Here is a 15,510-nt window from a genome sequence, read left to right as displayed (position 1 = left end):
TATTATGTTAACATTAGACAGAGTGACAGTTAAATTTAAGGATAAGGTAGCTCTTGATTTGGGACGCACCATAGAAATAGCGGACAATGACAGGGTAGGTGTCATAGGCAGTAACGGAGCGGGTAAAACAACACTTATAAAGTGTGTGCTGGGTATAGTTAATTACCGGGGAAATATTAAGAGGGGAATAGATATAGATAAAATTGCGGTTCATATGCAGCAAAATGACTATATAGATACTGTTCCTATAAGAATAATTCTTGAAATGCTGATAGGAGGACCTATCAAGGAAAACAAGAAGGTTCAGGAAATGATAGAATTCTTTGAATTTGAACCTTGTCTGAAAAGGCGATGGAAACATCTTTCGGGCGGACAGAAGCAGAGGCTTACACTCATCCTCGTTATGTGTTCCGAAAGCCCACTTACGCTTCTCGATGAGGTAACATCCGGACTTGACTTTGAAACCAGACAGAAGCTTATGAAGAAGCTGGTAGAATGGTATAAGGAGAGAAATACCACCCTGCTCGTAACCTCGCACTATTATGAGGAGCTTGAGCATTTGGTAAACAAAATCCTTTATCTTGACAACGGAAAGGTAATTGATTTCGGAAATAAAGACGAGCTGTTTACGAGGTATTGCGGAAAGGCAGTAATTCTTTGCGAAGAAAATAATCAAACAAAAGAGATAGCAAAGAATCATAAACAGATAATAGCACCTGACGGTATGATAGCACTCAGATGTGATGAGCCTCAAGATGAGATAGCTATATCCGAGGCTTTAAGTAACATAAATGTAAACTACAGAAGAAGCAATAATGATATTGAACTTATGACTATCAATGCTAAGGCTGTATATTATAAAGGAGGCAAACAATGAAAAAATCAATGTTTTATCTTGTGAAATATGAATTATTAAATAATCTGTACAATGGATATTCATTCTTCTTCGGAGCGGTATTTCCTATCTTTCTTATGATAATGATATCTAAGGGAGCTTTGAATGACGTTCCGGCAGATGCAAAACTGGAGGCAACCGCAAGTATTTTAGTAGGCATGTCAATGATAATTCCGCTATCCACTATGTTCTTAGGATATGCTGCCTCTTTTTCCAATGAGCTTGAAAAGGATGTGCCTACAAGATTAAGTCTCTTTGGACTTTCGGGAACAAGACTTTTTCTGGGGAAACTGATAGCTAATTTTATATTCTTAACTTTCTGTCTTGCATTATATCTTATAGGAACACTCAGCTTTGTAAAAGTTGCCACACCAAAGCCGGTTGCGGCAGTTGTCTGGATTGCATCAATATACCTGGTTTCTGCTTTATGTCTTGCACTTGCACATGGAATAGCAAATATGATAAGAAGATTCGGAATTACTTACGGTATAGTTATGGCAATATATTTCACTATTATGGGACTCGGAGGTATGATGGGAGTAAGGCTTAAAGACCTGCCTGTAGGACTTCAGACAGTAAGTAAACTCTTCCCGTTTACACATTTTGGAAATGATTATATAGACTTCTGGATGGGAAAAACTTATAACTTTGCTCCGCTTGTACAGTCACTTATATTCTTTACGGCAGTAAGTATCGGAATTATGATGATTTCATTTAGAATAAGAGGAAGGAAGGCATAAGCCTTCCTTTAATTATATCCCTGCTAAAAAATTACTTTGCCTTACCCTGATTTGCTACAGCATTCATCTTTGCATTAAGTTCTTCTTCATTGGCAAGATAATAATGCTTCAAAACCTTGAAATCATTATCAAATTCATATACCAAAGGAACAGCTGTAGGAATATTTACACCCATAATTTCGTCTTCACTTAAATTATCAAAATACTTTACCAAAGCACGAAGTGAGTTTCCATGTGCGGCAATGACTATCCTCTTTCCTGCCTGCATCTGAGGCTTTATCTCACTTTCAAAGTAAGGAACAACTCTTGCTACAGTTTCCTTAAGGCTTTCTGTAAGAGGGAGAGTTTCCTTATCTTCAACTTCACGATATTGCTCCTGTGTACGTGGATTTCTTTCATCCTGTTCTTCCAAGGCAGGAGGCATAACAGCATATGAACGTCTCCAGATTTTAACCTGCTCTTCACCGTATTTAGCTGCGGTTTCAGATTTATTAAGTCCCTGCAATGCACCATAATGTCTTTCATTAAGCTTCCATGACTTTTTAACCGGAAGCCACTCCCTGTCAAGACCCAACAGCACTTCGTTTAATGTATGAATTGCTCTTTTTAAATAACTGGTATAACAAAGGTCAAAGTCAAACCCGGCTTCCTTAAGCTGACGTGAAGCTTCCTTAGCCTCATCTACACCCTTTTCGCTAAGTTCAACGTCTGTCCAGCCTGTGAATAGATTTAATTTATTCCATTCACTCTCGCCATGGCGAATCAAAACTAATTTCATGATTTTCACTCCTTTGATAAATTATAGTGTATGGTAATCTGTTCTGGTACAACAGTCCGGCATATATAAATAATGTTTCATTTTAAGATAGTCATAACTAACCATATCATAAAATTATACATACTTATCTGAACTGCTGCCTGTTACTGAATCACAATTTGATTATAACATAAATTATCTTTATTACAATCTGTAAATTAACTTAAACTTAGAAAATTGTTTAATTTTATGGGCAGATACACCGAAACCGCATCTGCCCATTTATAACTATTGATAAGTTTTATTTGCCCCAAACTTCTTCAGCAACTTCCTTTACAAGTTTAAGCTTAGCCCATTGTTCGTTTTCGGTAAGCTTATTACCTATTTCGCAGGAAGCAAAACCACACTGAGGACTGAGACACAGTCTTTCCGTATAGACAGGCAAGACTGCCTATACGGTAATTGTCACAGGGCGTTTCACTAAAGTAAGTATAAGCTTTAAGGGGGTTCTTGTAAAATACTTATAAATATGAACAGGATATAGGATTTATATATAACGATATTGAAGTGATTAAAAAATATAAATTAAATGCCGATATATAAACTGGAGTATGTCTAAATAAAAATAAGAATAATGGGAGATAGTATGGAAAAGTTACAAGTAATACTTAACGAGAGATTTCCTGAAATTGATTTTAATAAAGAGAAAACTTTGGTTGATTCAGGGCTTTTAGATTCGGTAGATGTAGTGAATATAATTGCAGATATCGAAGAAAAATTTGGAATAGAAGTATCTATGGAATATATTGACAGTGAAAATTTTAATTCGATAGAAAATATTTGGAAGATGTTGGAGGAAATAAAAAATGAACAGTAGGACAATTAAGACATTGTTGGGGCCTGTGCTCTGTGCCCTGGTATATTTTTTACTTCCTAAAAGTATATTTGCAGAACCGGGAGCAAGACTAGCGATTGGAACAGTTGTCTGGATGGCATTCTGGTGGATAACGGCACCTGTTGAGTATGCAGTTACTGCCTTCCTCCCTATAGGACTTAATGCTTTATTTGGAATGACAGAAATGCAGGCTGTTATTGGTAACTATGCTTCAGAAACCATTCTGCTACTGCTTGGGGCTTCCGTACTTACGGTTTCCTGGGGAGAGGTCGGTCTGGATAAGAGAATAGCGGCAGGCTTCCTTTCCCTGGTTGGAGGAAATCTGCGTACACAGTTGATTTTTTGGTTCATATTGTCAGCATCTTTATCCGCTATACTTCCAAATGCCGTGGTTTGTGCTACCATAACACCTATAGCGGTTTCCATGCTTAATTATGTGGGAGAAAAGAATATAGGGGAAAGTAAGACAGCCTCGCTCGTACTGCTAACAATAGTTTATGCAACAGGAGTAGGCGGACTTGCCTCCCCTCTCGGCGGAGCCATGAATCTTGTGGCGGTTGATTATATTGAAAAAGTTACCGGACAGGAATATATGTATACATCCTGGGTAGTAAGATTTTTACCTATAATGATAGTGCTTATAATAAGTAATTTGGCCTATCTTTTATTAGTATGTAAAAAAGGTACTACTTTGGGTGGTTCGAAAGAATATTTTAAGAAGCAGTTTGAAGCCCTGCCTAAGATGACAAGGGAAGAAAAGTGGTCATTTGTCCTTTTTGCGGCAGCAACAATTATGTCATTTACCAGACAGTTTTACCAGAGCTTTCTTCCGGGGCTGAAGCCTGCTTATGTTTTTATTATCTGTGCAATAGTAGCATTTTTTATTACGCATAAAGATGGAACAAGGCTTATGATGTGGAAAAATGCAGAGAAAAAAATAGTATGGGAGCTTATGTATGTGTTTGCCGGCGGACTTGCAGCGGGAACCCTTATAAACGGAAGCGGAGCTGCAGAGGCTATAGGAAAGGCCATGGCTGCATCTGATATGGATGGAGGCTTTATGACAGTGTTTGCCATAGTCACACTTACCGTACTGCTCTCGGATGTAACCAGCAATACAGCTACAGCGGCGGTTTCCCTCCCTATAGTAGTAAGTATAATTCAGGGCATAGGCAAGAATCCGATTCCGTATATTTATATAGCAGCCATAGGTATCAACCTTTCATACCTTTTACCTACTTCAATCAGAGCTATTCCTGTAGGTTATGGTTTGAAGCCTAAGTATATGCTTAAACATGGAATTCCTGTTACAATTATGGTGATTATTCTGATGTCGGTTTTAGGTTGGATATTACTTAAGTATTGGGCTGCATTCAGTACCGTTTAAGGAGAGGTTATGAAATCAATAGTAGAGGCGGTTTTTACGTACGCAAAGGAAACTCCCGATAAGCTCTGTGTAGCAGATGCCGGGAGTTCGTATACTTATCTGGAATATAGCGGGAAAATATCAAAGATAGCACGATTACTGATAGAGAAAGCTGTGGGAGCGGGAGATAAAGTAGTGGTAAAATGCACCCAGAATGTGGATTATCTTGCTCTTGGGCTTGGAATACAGCTAATCGGAGCTGTCTTTGTGCCTGTTGAAAAAAGCTGTTCGGAAGAAAAGTTAATGCATATCGCTGAAATATGCAGAGCAAAGCTTGCATTTACAGATAAAACAGGTGATTCGACTGATGAAGTTCTGCTCTTAATAACTGACTTTATAAGAGAATCGGAGACTTTAGAGGAATTTGCCTTTCTGCCTGAGAATTTTCCCGGGAACAATGAAATCTGTGAAATTCTTTTCAGTACAGGTACGACAGGAAAGGAAAAGGGAATTGAAATTACCAATGAAAACAATATAGCCCTTGCAGAAAATGTAATATATGGGGTGGAAATGAAGGATGACAATGTAGAGTTGATTCCTTCGCCTATGAATCACTCACATGGTCTGCGCAGGTACTATGCCAATATGTATAAGGGTGCATCGGTAATTGTGCAAAACGGAGTTATGAATGCAAAGCTTTTATTCAACCTTATGGATAAGTATAAAGTTAATTCAATAGACCTTGTACCGACAGCACTTTCGGTGCTGTTAAAGCTTTCCAAAGATAAGTTCGGAGAATATAATGAGATACTTCGCTACATCCAGCTGGGTTCTGCACCCCTTATGGAGGGAGATAAAAACAAGGTAAAGAGCCTGCTGCCTAATACCAGACTTTATAATTTTTACGGAAGTACGGAAAGCGGCTGCATCTGTATCTATGATTTTAATTCAGGAAAAGATAAACCGAATTGTATAGGAAGGCCTACTCATAATGCTGAGATTTTTATGGTGGATGAAAACAGAAAAACTGTTTTGTCATCAAAAGAAAATACAGGACTTCTGGCAAGCAGGGGAGGGCAGAACAGCCCGGGGTATTTTGAAGATGAAGAAGAAACTAAGCTTGCGATGGAGCACGGAGTAGTATACTCCAAGGATGAGGCTTATTTTGATGAGGACGGAGACATTATACTTTTAGGCAGAAAAAATGATGTAATAAATGTGGGCGGAAATAAGGTATCTCCTGAAGAAATAGAAAATGAAGTGCTTAAAATAGTAGGAATTAAGGATTGTGGCTGTATAGGGGTAAAAGATGCGGTAAAAGGAGAAGTTCCCAAGCTTTTTGTAGTTATGGAAGCGGGCAGAGAGCCTGATATAAAGTATATAAAAACTGTACTTATGGACAAGATGGAAGCATTTAAAGTGCCGCAGTTTATTGAAATCATAGATAAAATTCCGCGTACCTTTAACGGTAAAATACTCAGAAGAGAGCTTGAATAGTTAAAAAAATATCATATTAAAAGAGGTTTATACAGAGTATTTCCTGAAAAATTCCCTAAATAATTTTAGATAATTTTATAATTAGGGTTTAAAATTTTCTTTGCCTGGTATAAAATGTATTCAAATGTGAAAAACAAGAAAGGCAATAGATTATGAAAGAAAATTGGAAATTCAGTGAATTGGAATATGTGCGTCCGGATTTTGAAAAGGTAAAAGAAAACTTAAAAGCAAGTATTGATAAAATGAAAGCTGCAGAAAGCTTTACAGAAGCCTTATCTGTATATACAGAGTCGGATAATGAAATAAATGAACTTATGATGCTGTATACTATAGTATATATAAGGCATACTTTAGATACTTCAGATAAGTTTTATGAAGAAGAAAAGAAAGTATTTGATGCGGAGTTCCCTACCTTTGGTCCGTTAATGGTTGAATCGGGAGATGCAATAAGTGAGAGCAAATTCAGAGCAGACTTTGAAACGAAGTTTGGTAAACAGTTCTTTGCTAAAATTGAGTTAACTAAAAAAAGTTTTTCAGAGAAGAATATACCTCTGTTGCAGAAGGAAGCTGAACTTACAAGTGAATATCAGAAGATGATGGCTTCCTGCAAGATTAACTTTGATGGTAAAGAGTTAAATCTTTACGGCATACAAAAATACTTCGAGCATGAAGACAGAGAAGTAAGAAAAGCTGCATTTAGAGCATATTCTGACTTTTATCATAATAATGAAAAGCGTCTTGAAGAGATTTGGGACGAACTTATAAAGCTTAGAAATGAAATGGGACGAAACTTAGGTTTTGAGAATTTCATTCCTTTAGGCTATATGAGGCAGGGAAGGACTGATTATGGTCAGAAAGAAGTAGAGTCTTTCAGAAAACAGGTAGAAACATATCTTGTACCGCTTTGTAAGGAACTTTATGAAGCTCAGGCAAAGCGTATTGGTGTAGATACTTTGTACAGTTATGATGAAAGCAGAACTTTCAAAGACGGAAATGCAGTTCCTGCCGGTGACGATGACTTTATGATGGAAAAGGCAAGGGAGATGTATCATGACTTAAGTCCTGAGACTGCTGAGTTTATTGACTTTATGATGGAGCATGAATTGCTTGATCTTAAGAATAAGCCAAATAAAGCTTCGACAGGTTATATGACGAGCCTTCCTCCGTTAAAAGCACCATATGTATTCTCCTGCTTCAACGGAACCATCTTTGATATGCAGGTACTTACCCACGAGCTTGGACACGCCTTTGCCGGATATATGGCTATGAGAACCCAGCCGATAGCGGAGTATTATTCGGAGTCTACCGATATTGCGGAAATACATTCTATGAGTATGGAGCAGTTTGCCTATCCTTATGCGGAGAAATTCTTCGGAAAAGATGCAGACAAGTACCGTTTCCAGCACTTACAGGAGGCAATTACCTTTGTGCCTTTCGGGGTTGCGGTTGATGAATTCCAGCATATATGTTATGCCCATCCTGAGCTTACTCCAAAAGAAAGAACTTATGAATGGCATAAATTAGAAGAAAAATACATGCCTTGGAGAAAATATGATGAGAGTGATGAATTTATGAACAGAGGCGGATATTGGTATCATAAGCTCCATATTTTCCAGGAGCCGATGTACTATATAAATTATACTTTAACCACTATGGGAGCTATGGAGTTTAAGAAGAAATATGCCGAAAATAAAGAAAAGGCATGGGAAGATTATCTTAAACTCTGCAAGGTCGGAGGAAGCCTAAGCTACCTTGAAACACTTGAATATGCTAATGTTTCCAATCCTTTTGAAGCCGGCTCGGTTGAAAAGTCCTGTTCCTATGCTAAAGAAATCTTAGAAGAGCAGATGAAGAAGATGTAGGAGAATAAATTGAATAAAGTCAATTACCAGAAACTATTAGATGAGAAAATAGAAGAATTTGTAAAAGAGGGCAGGGTTCCTGCTCTCTTTCTCCATGCCTGTTGTGCGCCTTGTAGCAGTTATACCTTAGAGTATTTAAGTAAATATTTTAATATAACTATATATTTTTATAATCCTAACATAGATACAAAAGAAGAGTATGAGATGCGCATACAGGAATTAAACAGGCTGATTAAGGAGATGCCTCTGAAAAATGAGGTTAAACTTATAAGTGGTACTTATGAACCTGAGAAGTTTTATGAGATTGCCAAAGGAAAAGAGAATTTACCTGAGGGTGGTGCGAGATGCTATCGCTGTTATGAACTTCGTATGGAAGAGGCTGCAAGGGCTGCTAAAGAGAATAGGGCGGATTATTTCACGACCACTCTTTCTATAAGCCCACATAAAAATGCGGATTGGCTAAACAGCCTCGGAGAAAAATTCGGAGAAAAGTATGATATTCCTTACCTTTATTCGGATTTTAAGAAAAAGGGAGGATATCACAGGTCTGTGCAGTTATCCAAAGAGTACGGGCTTTACAGACAGGATTATTGCGGATGTGTATACTCTAAGGAAGAAGCTGAAAGAAGAAATGCGGGCAGAGAAAATTAAAGCCTTACCCGTTCTTTCTGCCAAAGTTATTTTTGATATAAAAATAACTTATATAACGAAAGAGTGTAATAAAAATTATTAAAGTAAAAGGAAGAGTTTTCAGATCTGCTATTTTAATAGAAAGTTTATACATAAAGCCGTAGCCGAGTAAAAAGTGCAAGAGGATGCCGGTCGGAACGGTAATCCTGAGTACAGCCAGCTCCGCCAAATCACAAGATGAGTCAGAGCCTGCTGTCTTTTTTGTTGTATCTTTTTTCCTGTTAAACAGAAGCAGCCAATGCAGAGCATTATAAAATATCATAGCAAAGGCACCGGCAGGATTGTAATTTCCCCAAAAAAGAAGCACAAGAAAAATAATTAAAAAACTTATATTGGTCAGACTTCTTGTCAATTTAAGACTTTTATATAAGACTTCATTATTATCATTTTTCATAAATTAAATCCTTTCTATAATCGAAGCAATAACGTTTTCGGCATTTATTGCTTTATTTTAAAATAATTGTAACTTTTCGGTATTAATATTAACTATACTACAAACCGCCCAAAGAATACAAATAATATTCCTAAATTTCTACTATCTTTTTTTACAATAAAAGGTTATAATAGTTAAGTGTGACCTTAAAAAGAGAGAGATTTAGAAGCTTGATTATAGATAGATTTTCAGAATAGGGAAAGGAGTCATTGTTTATGTTGGGTAGTGATATCGGAATTGATTTAGGTACAGCAAGTGTGCTGGTTTATATAAAGGGTAAGGGAGTTGTATTAAAGGAGCCTTCGGTTGTGGCTATAGACAGAGATACAAAGAAGGTAAAGGCTATAGGTGAGGAAGCCAGATTTATGCTCGGCAGGACTCCGGGCAATATAATGGCGATTCGTCCTCTCAGACAGGGAGTTATTTCAGATTATGATGTAACCGAGAAAATGATGAAATACTTTATCCAGAAGGCAGGAGGAAAGAGATTCTTCAGAAAACCGAGAATAAGTGTATGTATACCTTCAGCTGCAACTGAAGTTGAAAAGCGTGCGGTTGAGGAGGCTACCTACAATGCGGGTGCGAGAGAGGTTGCCATTATAGAGGAGCCTATTGCGGCAGCTATCGGAGCCGGTATAGATATTTCCAAGCCTTGCGGCAATATGATAGTGGATATCGGAGGTGGTACAAGTGATGTTGCCGTAATTTCACTTGGCGGCTCTGTTGTAAATGCATCTGTAAAGGTTGCAGGCGATGACTTTGATGATGCAATTATTAAATACATGCGTAAGAAACACAGTCTTCTTATAGGTGAAATGACTGCGGAGGAAATAAAAATTAAGATAGGTTCAGCCTTTAAGCGTCCTGAACTTGTAACACTGGATGTAAGAGGAAGAAACCTGCTTACAGGGCTTCCGAATACAATTACCGTTACATCGGATGAAACTCTTGAAGCCCTTGAACTGCCTTGCAAGCAGATAGTTGACTCTGTACATCAGGTACTTGAGAAAACCCCTCCTGAACTTGCTGCTGATATCGCAGACAGAGGAATTGTGCTTACCGGTGGTGGTGCCCTGCTTTGGGGTATGGAACAGCTTCTTGAGGCTAAGACGGGCATTAGTACCGTGACAGCAGAGAATCCTATGAACTGTGTAGCTATAGGCACAGGTAAGTTTGTTGAGTTCTTAAGCAACACAACAGGATTTAGGGAGTAATAGGGGTTAAGTCTTATTTAATTATTGCCGATATATTTACGTGAGGAAAAATCTGCCCAATAACGGAGGGACTTAAATGCTTAGAAGCCTTTATACAGCCTATACAGGCATGGTTAATGAACAGAGAAGAATGGATATTATGACTAATAATCTTGCAAATGCAACTACAGCGGGATTTAAAATGGAAAGCTCTTCAAGTCAGTCATTTGACAGGGTGTTAGGCATAAAGATAAGGGATGTATCCGAAGCTTTTAATGACCATAGTATAGGTCAGATGAGCCTGGGAGTTAAGGTAGGTGAGGTATTTACAGACTACTCGCAGGGTGCGCTCAGAGATACTGCCGGAAAATATGATTTGGCACTTTCAGGTGAAGGTTTTTTTGCCGTAAGATATGTTGATAAGAACGGAAATGAGTCTACCAAGTATACCAGAGACGGTAACTTCAGACTTACTAAGGATGGTCATGTTACAGATGTATATGGAAATCAGCTCAGAACTGAAAGCGGAGTTTTACGGGTGCCGCTTGACTCTGAGGATATTTCTGTAGGTATAGACGGTACGGTTTCGGTAAATAATCAGGTTATAGATAAGATTAAGATAGTTGATTTTGAGAATTATGACTATATAGAAAAATTCGGGGACAACCTTTATCAGACTGTAGAGGGAGCCACTGAAAAAGAATCGGAGGCTCAGGTTTTGCAGGGATATATAGAACAGTCAAATGTTAATTCGGTTCGTGAAATGGTTAACCTGATAACCATAACCAGAGCTTATGAAGCAGGACAGAAGATGATTCAGAGTTCGGATTCAATTATGGAAAGTGCGGTCAATTCAGTTGGCAGGGTTGGATAAGGCTGAAGGAGGTTAATTATGCTTAGATCGTTGTGGAGTGCCGCGTCAGGAATGATGGCACAACAGGTGAATCTTGATACTATTTCAAATAATATTGCAAATATAAATACAACAGGATTTAAAACTCAGAGTATGGAGTTTAAGTCCCTGCTTTATCAACAGCTTAAAACAAAGTCAACTGACAGTGAAGGCAATCCGAAGCCTATCGGAGTACAGGTCGGGCTTGGTGTGCGTAATGCTTCTATTACCGCCAAGTTTACCCAGGGTGCAGCTCTTGATACCGGAGAGATGCTTGACCTCTTTATTCAGGGGAACGGTTTTTTTGCGGTAAAGGTAGGTGAAAAAACCGCCTATACAAGAAACGGTCATATGGTGTTTTCATCAGTTGCTGATGGTTGGGAGCTGACTACTTCGGACGGTAATCCGATTCTTAGTACAAAGGGAACGCCTATTAAAATAGACAGCAAATGGGATCCTAAAGATATAAGTATAGATTTGAGCGGAAATGTACTACACAGAGTAGATGATAAGGAAGCCGGTACAACAAAGTATGATAATTTTGGTAAAATAGCGCTTTACCAATTCAATAACCCTGCAGGACTTAATAGGAGTGGTGGAAGTCTTTATTATGAGACTCCTGCTTCGGGAGAGGCGAGAAGTGAGGATACAGATGCAGGACTTAACAAGAGTCTTATTAAATCGGGTTATCTTGAGGGGTCCAATGTGTCCGCTGCGGATGAAATGGTAAATATGATAGTTACACAGAGAGCATATCAGCTTAATTCAAAGGCTATAACCGCTTCTGATGAGATGCTTGAACAGGCTAATAACCTTAGGAGGTAATAATGGATTTCCTTTCTATAAACAATAACTATTACAATGGGCTTATGGAGAATACCACCAACGGAATGGTTACGAAGAAGCTTACCGATTCAGTGAAAAGAGCTGAGAATACTACTGATGATGAAGAGCTTATGAAAGCCTGCAAATCCTTTGAATCTTATATGGTAGAGCAGATTATGGCTAAAATGGAAGAAATATCTCACATAGACGGAGTAGATTCCGAGAAGGACAATGAATATATGTCTATGTTTAATGATACTTTTATTAAAGACAAGGCTGAGATTCTTACAAAGAATACAGACTTGGGGATAGCTAAGATGTTATATGAGTCCATGAAGAGAAATACCGCTGCTTCAGTACCTGCCAAAGGCGGCTCTGAGAAGTAAATTGATATAATAAGGATATTATTTACAGATTACTTTGCAAATAATATGACCTAAATCGCCTGCATATGGTTAATAACTGTATGCAGGCTTGTTAAGTATAGGAGATAGTATTTTGGAAATAGAAACTATTAATGGTTATGTGGAGAAAATCATTTTTAGAAATGAGGAGAATGCTTATACGGTTGCAAGCCTCAGCGTAGAAGGCGATGAGGTTATGTGTACCGGATATTTTGCTGATTTAACCGAGGGAGACGGGATTATAGCAGAAGGAAATTATGTAGAACATAAACAGTATGGCATACAGTTCAGCGTTAACTCTTATGAGATAAAAGAACCTGAGACTTCAATGGCTATGGAGAAATACCTTGGTTCAGGCATTATAAAGGGCATCGGGCAGGCTTTGGCTGCCAAAATAGTAAAGAAATTTGGGGATGAAACCTTTAATATAATTGAGCATGAGCCTGAAAGACTGGCTGAGATAAAGGGAATTACTGAGAAAAAAGCCATAGAGATAGGCACTCAGTTTGAAGAAAAAAGAGAGTTTAGAACAGCCATGCTTTTTCTTAATCAGTACGGAGTTTCCAATGCCCTTGCTATGAAGATATATAAAGAGTATGGAATTAAAGTTATGAAGGTTGTACGTGAAAATCCGTACAGGCTTGCGGATGATATTGCAGGAGTGGGATTTAAGACTGCAGACGAAATTGCAATTAAAATGGGTTTTCCACCTGAATCTTCCATGAGAATGAAGGCAGGAATTTTATATACATTAAGTATAGCTGCATCGAACGGACATACCTATCTTCCTTTTGAGAGTTTGTTGGAGGAAACTAAGAGGCTGCTTGGAATTTCTGAGACCGAATTTGAAAATGATATTTATGAACTTACTATAGAAAGAAAAATAGTTCTAAAAGAGATTAATGGGGAACGCAGGGTTTACAATAACAATTTATATTATATGGAGCTTACGGTTGCAAGAAAGCTGTTAGACTTAAATGCCAAAAGTGAAAATAATGTTAAGGTCATGGAAACCAAGGTAAAAGAGGTTGAAGAAAAGGTTGGAATAAAGCTTGAAGATTTACAAAGAAAGGCTGTGTATGAAGCGGTAGAGAGCGGACTTGTTATCATTACGGGAGGGCCGGGTACGGGGAAGACAACTACAATAAATGCTATAATCAAGCTTTTTGAAACTCAGAATATGGAAATCCTGCTTGCAGCACCTACAGGCAGGGCAGCAAAGAGGATGACTGAAACAACGGGCATGGAGGCGCAGACCATACATAGGCTTTTAGAGCTTAACGGGGATCCGGAAGAGGGCGGTTCCATGCGCTTTGAAAGAAATGAAGCCAATCCTCTTGAGGCTGATGTTATAATTATAGATGAGATGTCCATGGTGGATATTTATCTTATGTATTCCTTACTTAAGGCTATAACTGTAGGCACAAGGCTGATTTTGGTAGGAGATGTGAACCAGCTTCCCAGTGTAGGACCGGGGAAGGTGCTTAAGGATATAATCAGTTCCGAAAAATTCAATGTGGTAAAGTTAAATGAAGTATTCAGACAGGCAGCGGAAAGCGATATTATAACCAATGCACATAAAATCAATGCAGGAAAGAGCATTAAGTTAGACAATAAAAGCAAGGATTTTTTTATGCTTTCAATGAATAATGCTTTGCAGATACAAAGAGCCCTGGTAAGTCTGATTGCAGAAAAACTGCCTCCTTATGTAGCTGCCACAAAGTATGATATTCAGGTTTTGACTCCTTCAAGAAAGGGAGAATTGGGAGTTGAAAATTTAAATAAAATCCTGCAAATGTACATTAATCCTCCGTCTTTTGATAAAAAAGAGAAACAATGGGGAGAAATGATTTTTCGTGTAAATGATAAGGTGATGCAGATAAAAAATGATTATCAGATAGAGTGGAAAATTGTTACAGCCAGAGGGATTACGGTTAAAACAGGTATGGGAGTTTTTAACGGAGATTGTGGAATTATAAGGGATATAAATGAATTTGCGGGAACCGTTACTGTGGAATTTGATGAAGGAAAACTTGTAGAATATACTAACTCAACCTTAGAGGAATTAGACCTTGCCTATGCGGTCACCATACATAAATCGCAGGGGAGCGAATATCCTGCTGTTATAATTCCGCTTTTAAATGCGCCTAAGCCATTGCTTAACAGAAATCTTTTATATACAGCAGTTACAAGAGCAAGAAAATGTGTTACAATCGTAGGAAGTGAAAGTTCGGTATATGAAATGATTCAAAATGAGAGCGAGATGAGAAGAAATTCGGGGTTGGTGGACAGCATAATAGAAATGGAGGAAGCCGACAATGTATACATTTAAAAGTAAGGTGAGATTCAGCGAAACAGGAAAGGACAGTAAACTTACCATTCCACATCTTATAAGTTATTTTCAGGATTGCTCTACCTTTCATGGAAATGAGGCGGGACTTGACAGGGAAAAACTTATTAAGATGGATAGAGCCTGGTTTCTAAGTTCATGGCAGATTGTAATTAATTCAAGGCCTAAGATAGATGAGGAAATAGAAGTTGAGACCAGGGCTTATGAGATTAAAGGCTTTTACGGACTTAGGAATTTCATTATGTATAATGAAGCCAAAGAAGTATGTGCCTACGCAAATTCTATCTGGTTTTATGTGGATACGAAGAAGGGCAAGCCTGTAAAATATGAGCAGGAAGAGGGCACAGGCTTTGAAATAGACGAAGAATTTCCTATGGAAAAGGCTGACAGGAAGATAGTTATACCGGAGAATGCAGAAAAAATCATAAAAGCAGAAGGGTTAAAGGTAAAAGAGTCACATCTTGATTCAAATTACCATATGAATAACAGAGAATATGTAAGAATAGCACTTGATTTTATGCCTGAAAGCTTTGAAATAAACGACCTTAGGCAGATAAGGGTTGAGTACAAAAAAGCTGCGGTTCTAGACGAGATAATGGTACCCGTTTATTATTTTGATACTGAAAATAAAAAAATATTTGTTTCTTTGGAAAATGAAGCAGGAGAGAATTTTGCGAAAGTTGAGTTTGAATTCAGATAGAGAGGGAAGAA

15 protein-coding genes and 1 pseudogene are annotated in these 15,510 nt (G+C 38.0%); 13 read left to right on the top strand and 3 right to left on the bottom strand.

The features are described from left to right. The first annotated feature begins 4 nt into the window (after positions 1-4). The gene (locus tag GCWU000282_RS02960) at positions 5-877 is read left to right on the top strand and encodes an ATP-binding cassette domain-containing protein (protein WP_035039127.1); all 873 of its coding nucleotides are present in this window, start codon (positions 5-7) and stop codon (positions 875-877) included. Continuing rightward, positions 874-1,635, top strand: a complete 762-nt coding sequence (locus GCWU000282_RS02955) for an ABC transporter permease (RefSeq protein WP_023353513.1) — start codon at positions 874-876, stop codon at positions 1,633-1,635. Before GCWU000282_RS02960 ends, GCWU000282_RS02955 begins: the two co-directional genes overlap by 4 nt. 31 nt (positions 1,636-1,666) lie before the next feature. On the opposite strand, the gene gpmA is transcribed toward GCWU000282_RS02955, so the two are convergent. Both gpmA and GCWU000282_RS17480 read right to left on the bottom strand, forming a co-directional pair. Continuing rightward, complete coding sequence (gene gpmA / locus GCWU000282_RS02950) at positions 1,667-2,413, bottom strand: 2,3-diphosphoglycerate-dependent phosphoglycerate mutase (protein ID WP_023353512.1); 747 nt, start codon at positions 2,411-2,413, stop codon at positions 1,667-1,669. Between the two features lie 280 nt (positions 2,414-2,693). Beyond that, a pseudogene (locus GCWU000282_RS17480) lies at positions 2,694-2,822 on the bottom strand (5-methyltetrahydropteroyltriglutamate--homocysteine methyltransferase); the annotation flags it as partial. A 216-nt stretch (positions 2,823-3,038) separates the two neighbouring features. On the opposite strand from GCWU000282_RS17480, the gene GCWU000282_RS02945 reads away from it, so the two are divergent. The 5 genes from GCWU000282_RS02945 (at position 3,039) to GCWU000282_RS02925 (ending at position 8,663) form a co-directional block, all read left to right on the top strand. Then, positions 3,039-3,269 (top strand): acyl carrier protein, encoded by a 231-nt coding sequence (locus tag GCWU000282_RS02945; protein ID WP_035039124.1) that lies wholly within the window; start codon positions 3,039-3,041, stop codon positions 3,267-3,269. Then, complete coding sequence (locus tag GCWU000282_RS02940; protein ID WP_023353509.1) at positions 3,259-4,674, top strand: SLC13 family permease; 1,416 nt, start codon at positions 3,259-3,261, stop codon at positions 4,672-4,674. The genes GCWU000282_RS02945 and GCWU000282_RS02940 overlap by 11 nt, the downstream gene beginning before the upstream one ends. A 9-nt stretch (positions 4,675-4,683) precedes the next feature. Further along, positions 4,684-6,150: a class I adenylate-forming enzyme family protein gene (locus GCWU000282_RS02935; protein ID WP_023353508.1), complete on the top strand. Its 1,467-nt coding sequence runs from the start codon at positions 4,684-4,686 to the stop codon at positions 6,148-6,150. Between the two features lie 152 nt (positions 6,151-6,302). Next, positions 6,303-8,012: a M3 family oligoendopeptidase gene (locus GCWU000282_RS02930; protein WP_023353507.1), complete on the top strand. Its 1,710-nt coding sequence runs from the start codon at positions 6,303-6,305 to the stop codon at positions 8,010-8,012. Between the two features lie 9 nt (positions 8,013-8,021). After that, complete coding sequence (locus tag GCWU000282_RS02925; RefSeq protein ID WP_023353506.1) at positions 8,022-8,663, top strand: epoxyqueuosine reductase QueH; 642 nt, start codon at positions 8,022-8,024, stop codon at positions 8,661-8,663. 4 nt (positions 8,664-8,667) lie between these two features. Here GCWU000282_RS02925 and GCWU000282_RS02920 read toward each other — a convergent pair whose 3' ends face one another. Beyond that, on the bottom strand, positions 8,668-9,096 hold the full coding sequence (locus GCWU000282_RS02920; RefSeq protein ID WP_023353505.1) for a hypothetical protein: 429 nt from the start codon (positions 9,094-9,096) through the stop codon (positions 8,668-8,670). A 254-nt stretch (positions 9,097-9,350) separates the two neighbouring features. Between GCWU000282_RS02920 and mreB the strand changes: the two genes are divergently transcribed. The 6 genes from mreB (at position 9,351) to GCWU000282_RS02890 (ending at position 15,499) form a co-directional block, all read left to right on the top strand. Next, positions 9,351-10,349 (top strand): rod shape-determining protein MreB, encoded by a 999-nt coding sequence (gene mreB, locus GCWU000282_RS02915; RefSeq protein ID WP_023353504.1) that lies wholly within the window; start codon positions 9,351-9,353, stop codon positions 10,347-10,349. Positions 10,350-10,425: 76 nt separating this feature from the next. Continuing rightward, the gene (locus tag GCWU000282_RS02910; protein ID WP_023353503.1) at positions 10,426-11,202 is read left to right on the top strand and encodes a flagellar hook-basal body protein; all 777 of its coding nucleotides are present in this window, start codon (positions 10,426-10,428) and stop codon (positions 11,200-11,202) included. Positions 11,203-11,220: 18 nt separating this feature from the next. Next, positions 11,221-12,045 carry a flagellar hook-basal body protein gene (locus tag GCWU000282_RS02905; protein ID WP_023353502.1) on the top strand — a complete coding sequence of 275 codons (825 nt, stop codon included), beginning with the start codon at positions 11,221-11,223 and terminating at the stop codon, positions 12,043-12,045. A gap of 2 nt (positions 12,046-12,047) precedes the next feature. After that, positions 12,048-12,431, top strand: a complete 384-nt coding sequence (locus GCWU000282_RS02900) for a hypothetical protein (protein WP_023353501.1) — start codon at positions 12,048-12,050, stop codon at positions 12,429-12,431. Between the two features lie 118 nt (positions 12,432-12,549). Continuing rightward, a complete protein-coding gene (recD2, locus tag GCWU000282_RS02895; protein ID WP_207637272.1) occupies positions 12,550-14,781 on the top strand; it encodes an SF1B family DNA helicase RecD2 in 2,232 nt (743 codons plus the stop codon). Further along, positions 14,768-15,499: an acyl-[acyl-carrier-protein] thioesterase gene (locus tag GCWU000282_RS02890; protein ID WP_023353499.1), complete on the top strand. Its 732-nt coding sequence runs from the start codon at positions 14,768-14,770 to the stop codon at positions 15,497-15,499. The genes recD2 and GCWU000282_RS02890 overlap by 14 nt, the downstream gene beginning before the upstream one ends. Positions 15,500-15,510 lie beyond the last annotated feature (11 nt).

It is taken from the genome of Catonella morbi ATCC 51271, assembly GCF_000160035.2.
Lineage (GTDB): Bacteria > Bacillota > Clostridia > Lachnospirales > Lachnospiraceae > Catonella > Catonella morbi.
The sequence above is the reverse complement of the archived record's forward strand: the minus strand, read 5'-3'. Positions and strand labels throughout refer to the sequence as shown.

Bases quoted from the DNA above. Each gene is read 5' to 3' on its own strand.
- GCWU000282_RS02960 (WP_035039127.1), top strand. From the start codon at position 5: ATGTTAACATTAGACAGAGTGACAGTTAAATTTAAGGATAAGGTAGCT.
- GCWU000282_RS02955 (WP_023353513.1), top strand. From the start codon at position 874: ATGAAAAAATCAATGTTTTATCTTGTGAAATATGAATTATTAAATAAT.
- gpmA (WP_023353512.1), bottom strand. From the start codon at position 2,413: ATGAAATTAGTTTTGATTCGCCATGGCGAGAGTGAATGGAATAAATTA.
- GCWU000282_RS02945 (WP_035039124.1), top strand. From the start codon at position 3,039: ATGGAAAAGTTACAAGTAATACTTAACGAGAGATTTCCTGAAATTGAT.
- GCWU000282_RS02940 (WP_023353509.1), top strand. From the start codon at position 3,259: ATGAACAGTAGGACAATTAAGACATTGTTGGGGCCTGTGCTCTGTGCC.
- GCWU000282_RS02935 (WP_023353508.1), top strand. From the start codon at position 4,684: ATGAAATCAATAGTAGAGGCGGTTTTTACGTACGCAAAGGAAACTCCC.
- GCWU000282_RS02930 (WP_023353507.1), top strand. From the start codon at position 6,303: ATGAAAGAAAATTGGAAATTCAGTGAATTGGAATATGTGCGTCCGGAT.
- GCWU000282_RS02920 (WP_023353505.1), bottom strand. From the start codon at position 9,096: ATGAAAAATGATAATAATGAAGTCTTATATAAAAGTCTTAAATTGACA.
- mreB (WP_023353504.1), top strand. From the start codon at position 9,351: ATGTTGGGTAGTGATATCGGAATTGATTTAGGTACAGCAAGTGTGCTG.
- GCWU000282_RS02910 (WP_023353503.1), top strand. From the start codon at position 10,426: ATGCTTAGAAGCCTTTATACAGCCTATACAGGCATGGTTAATGAACAG.
- GCWU000282_RS02905 (WP_023353502.1), top strand. From the start codon at position 11,221: ATGCTTAGATCGTTGTGGAGTGCCGCGTCAGGAATGATGGCACAACAG.
- GCWU000282_RS02900 (WP_023353501.1), top strand. From the start codon at position 12,048: ATGGATTTCCTTTCTATAAACAATAACTATTACAATGGGCTTATGGAG.
- GCWU000282_RS02890 (WP_023353499.1), top strand. From the start codon at position 14,768: ATGTATACATTTAAAAGTAAGGTGAGATTCAGCGAAACAGGAAAGGAC.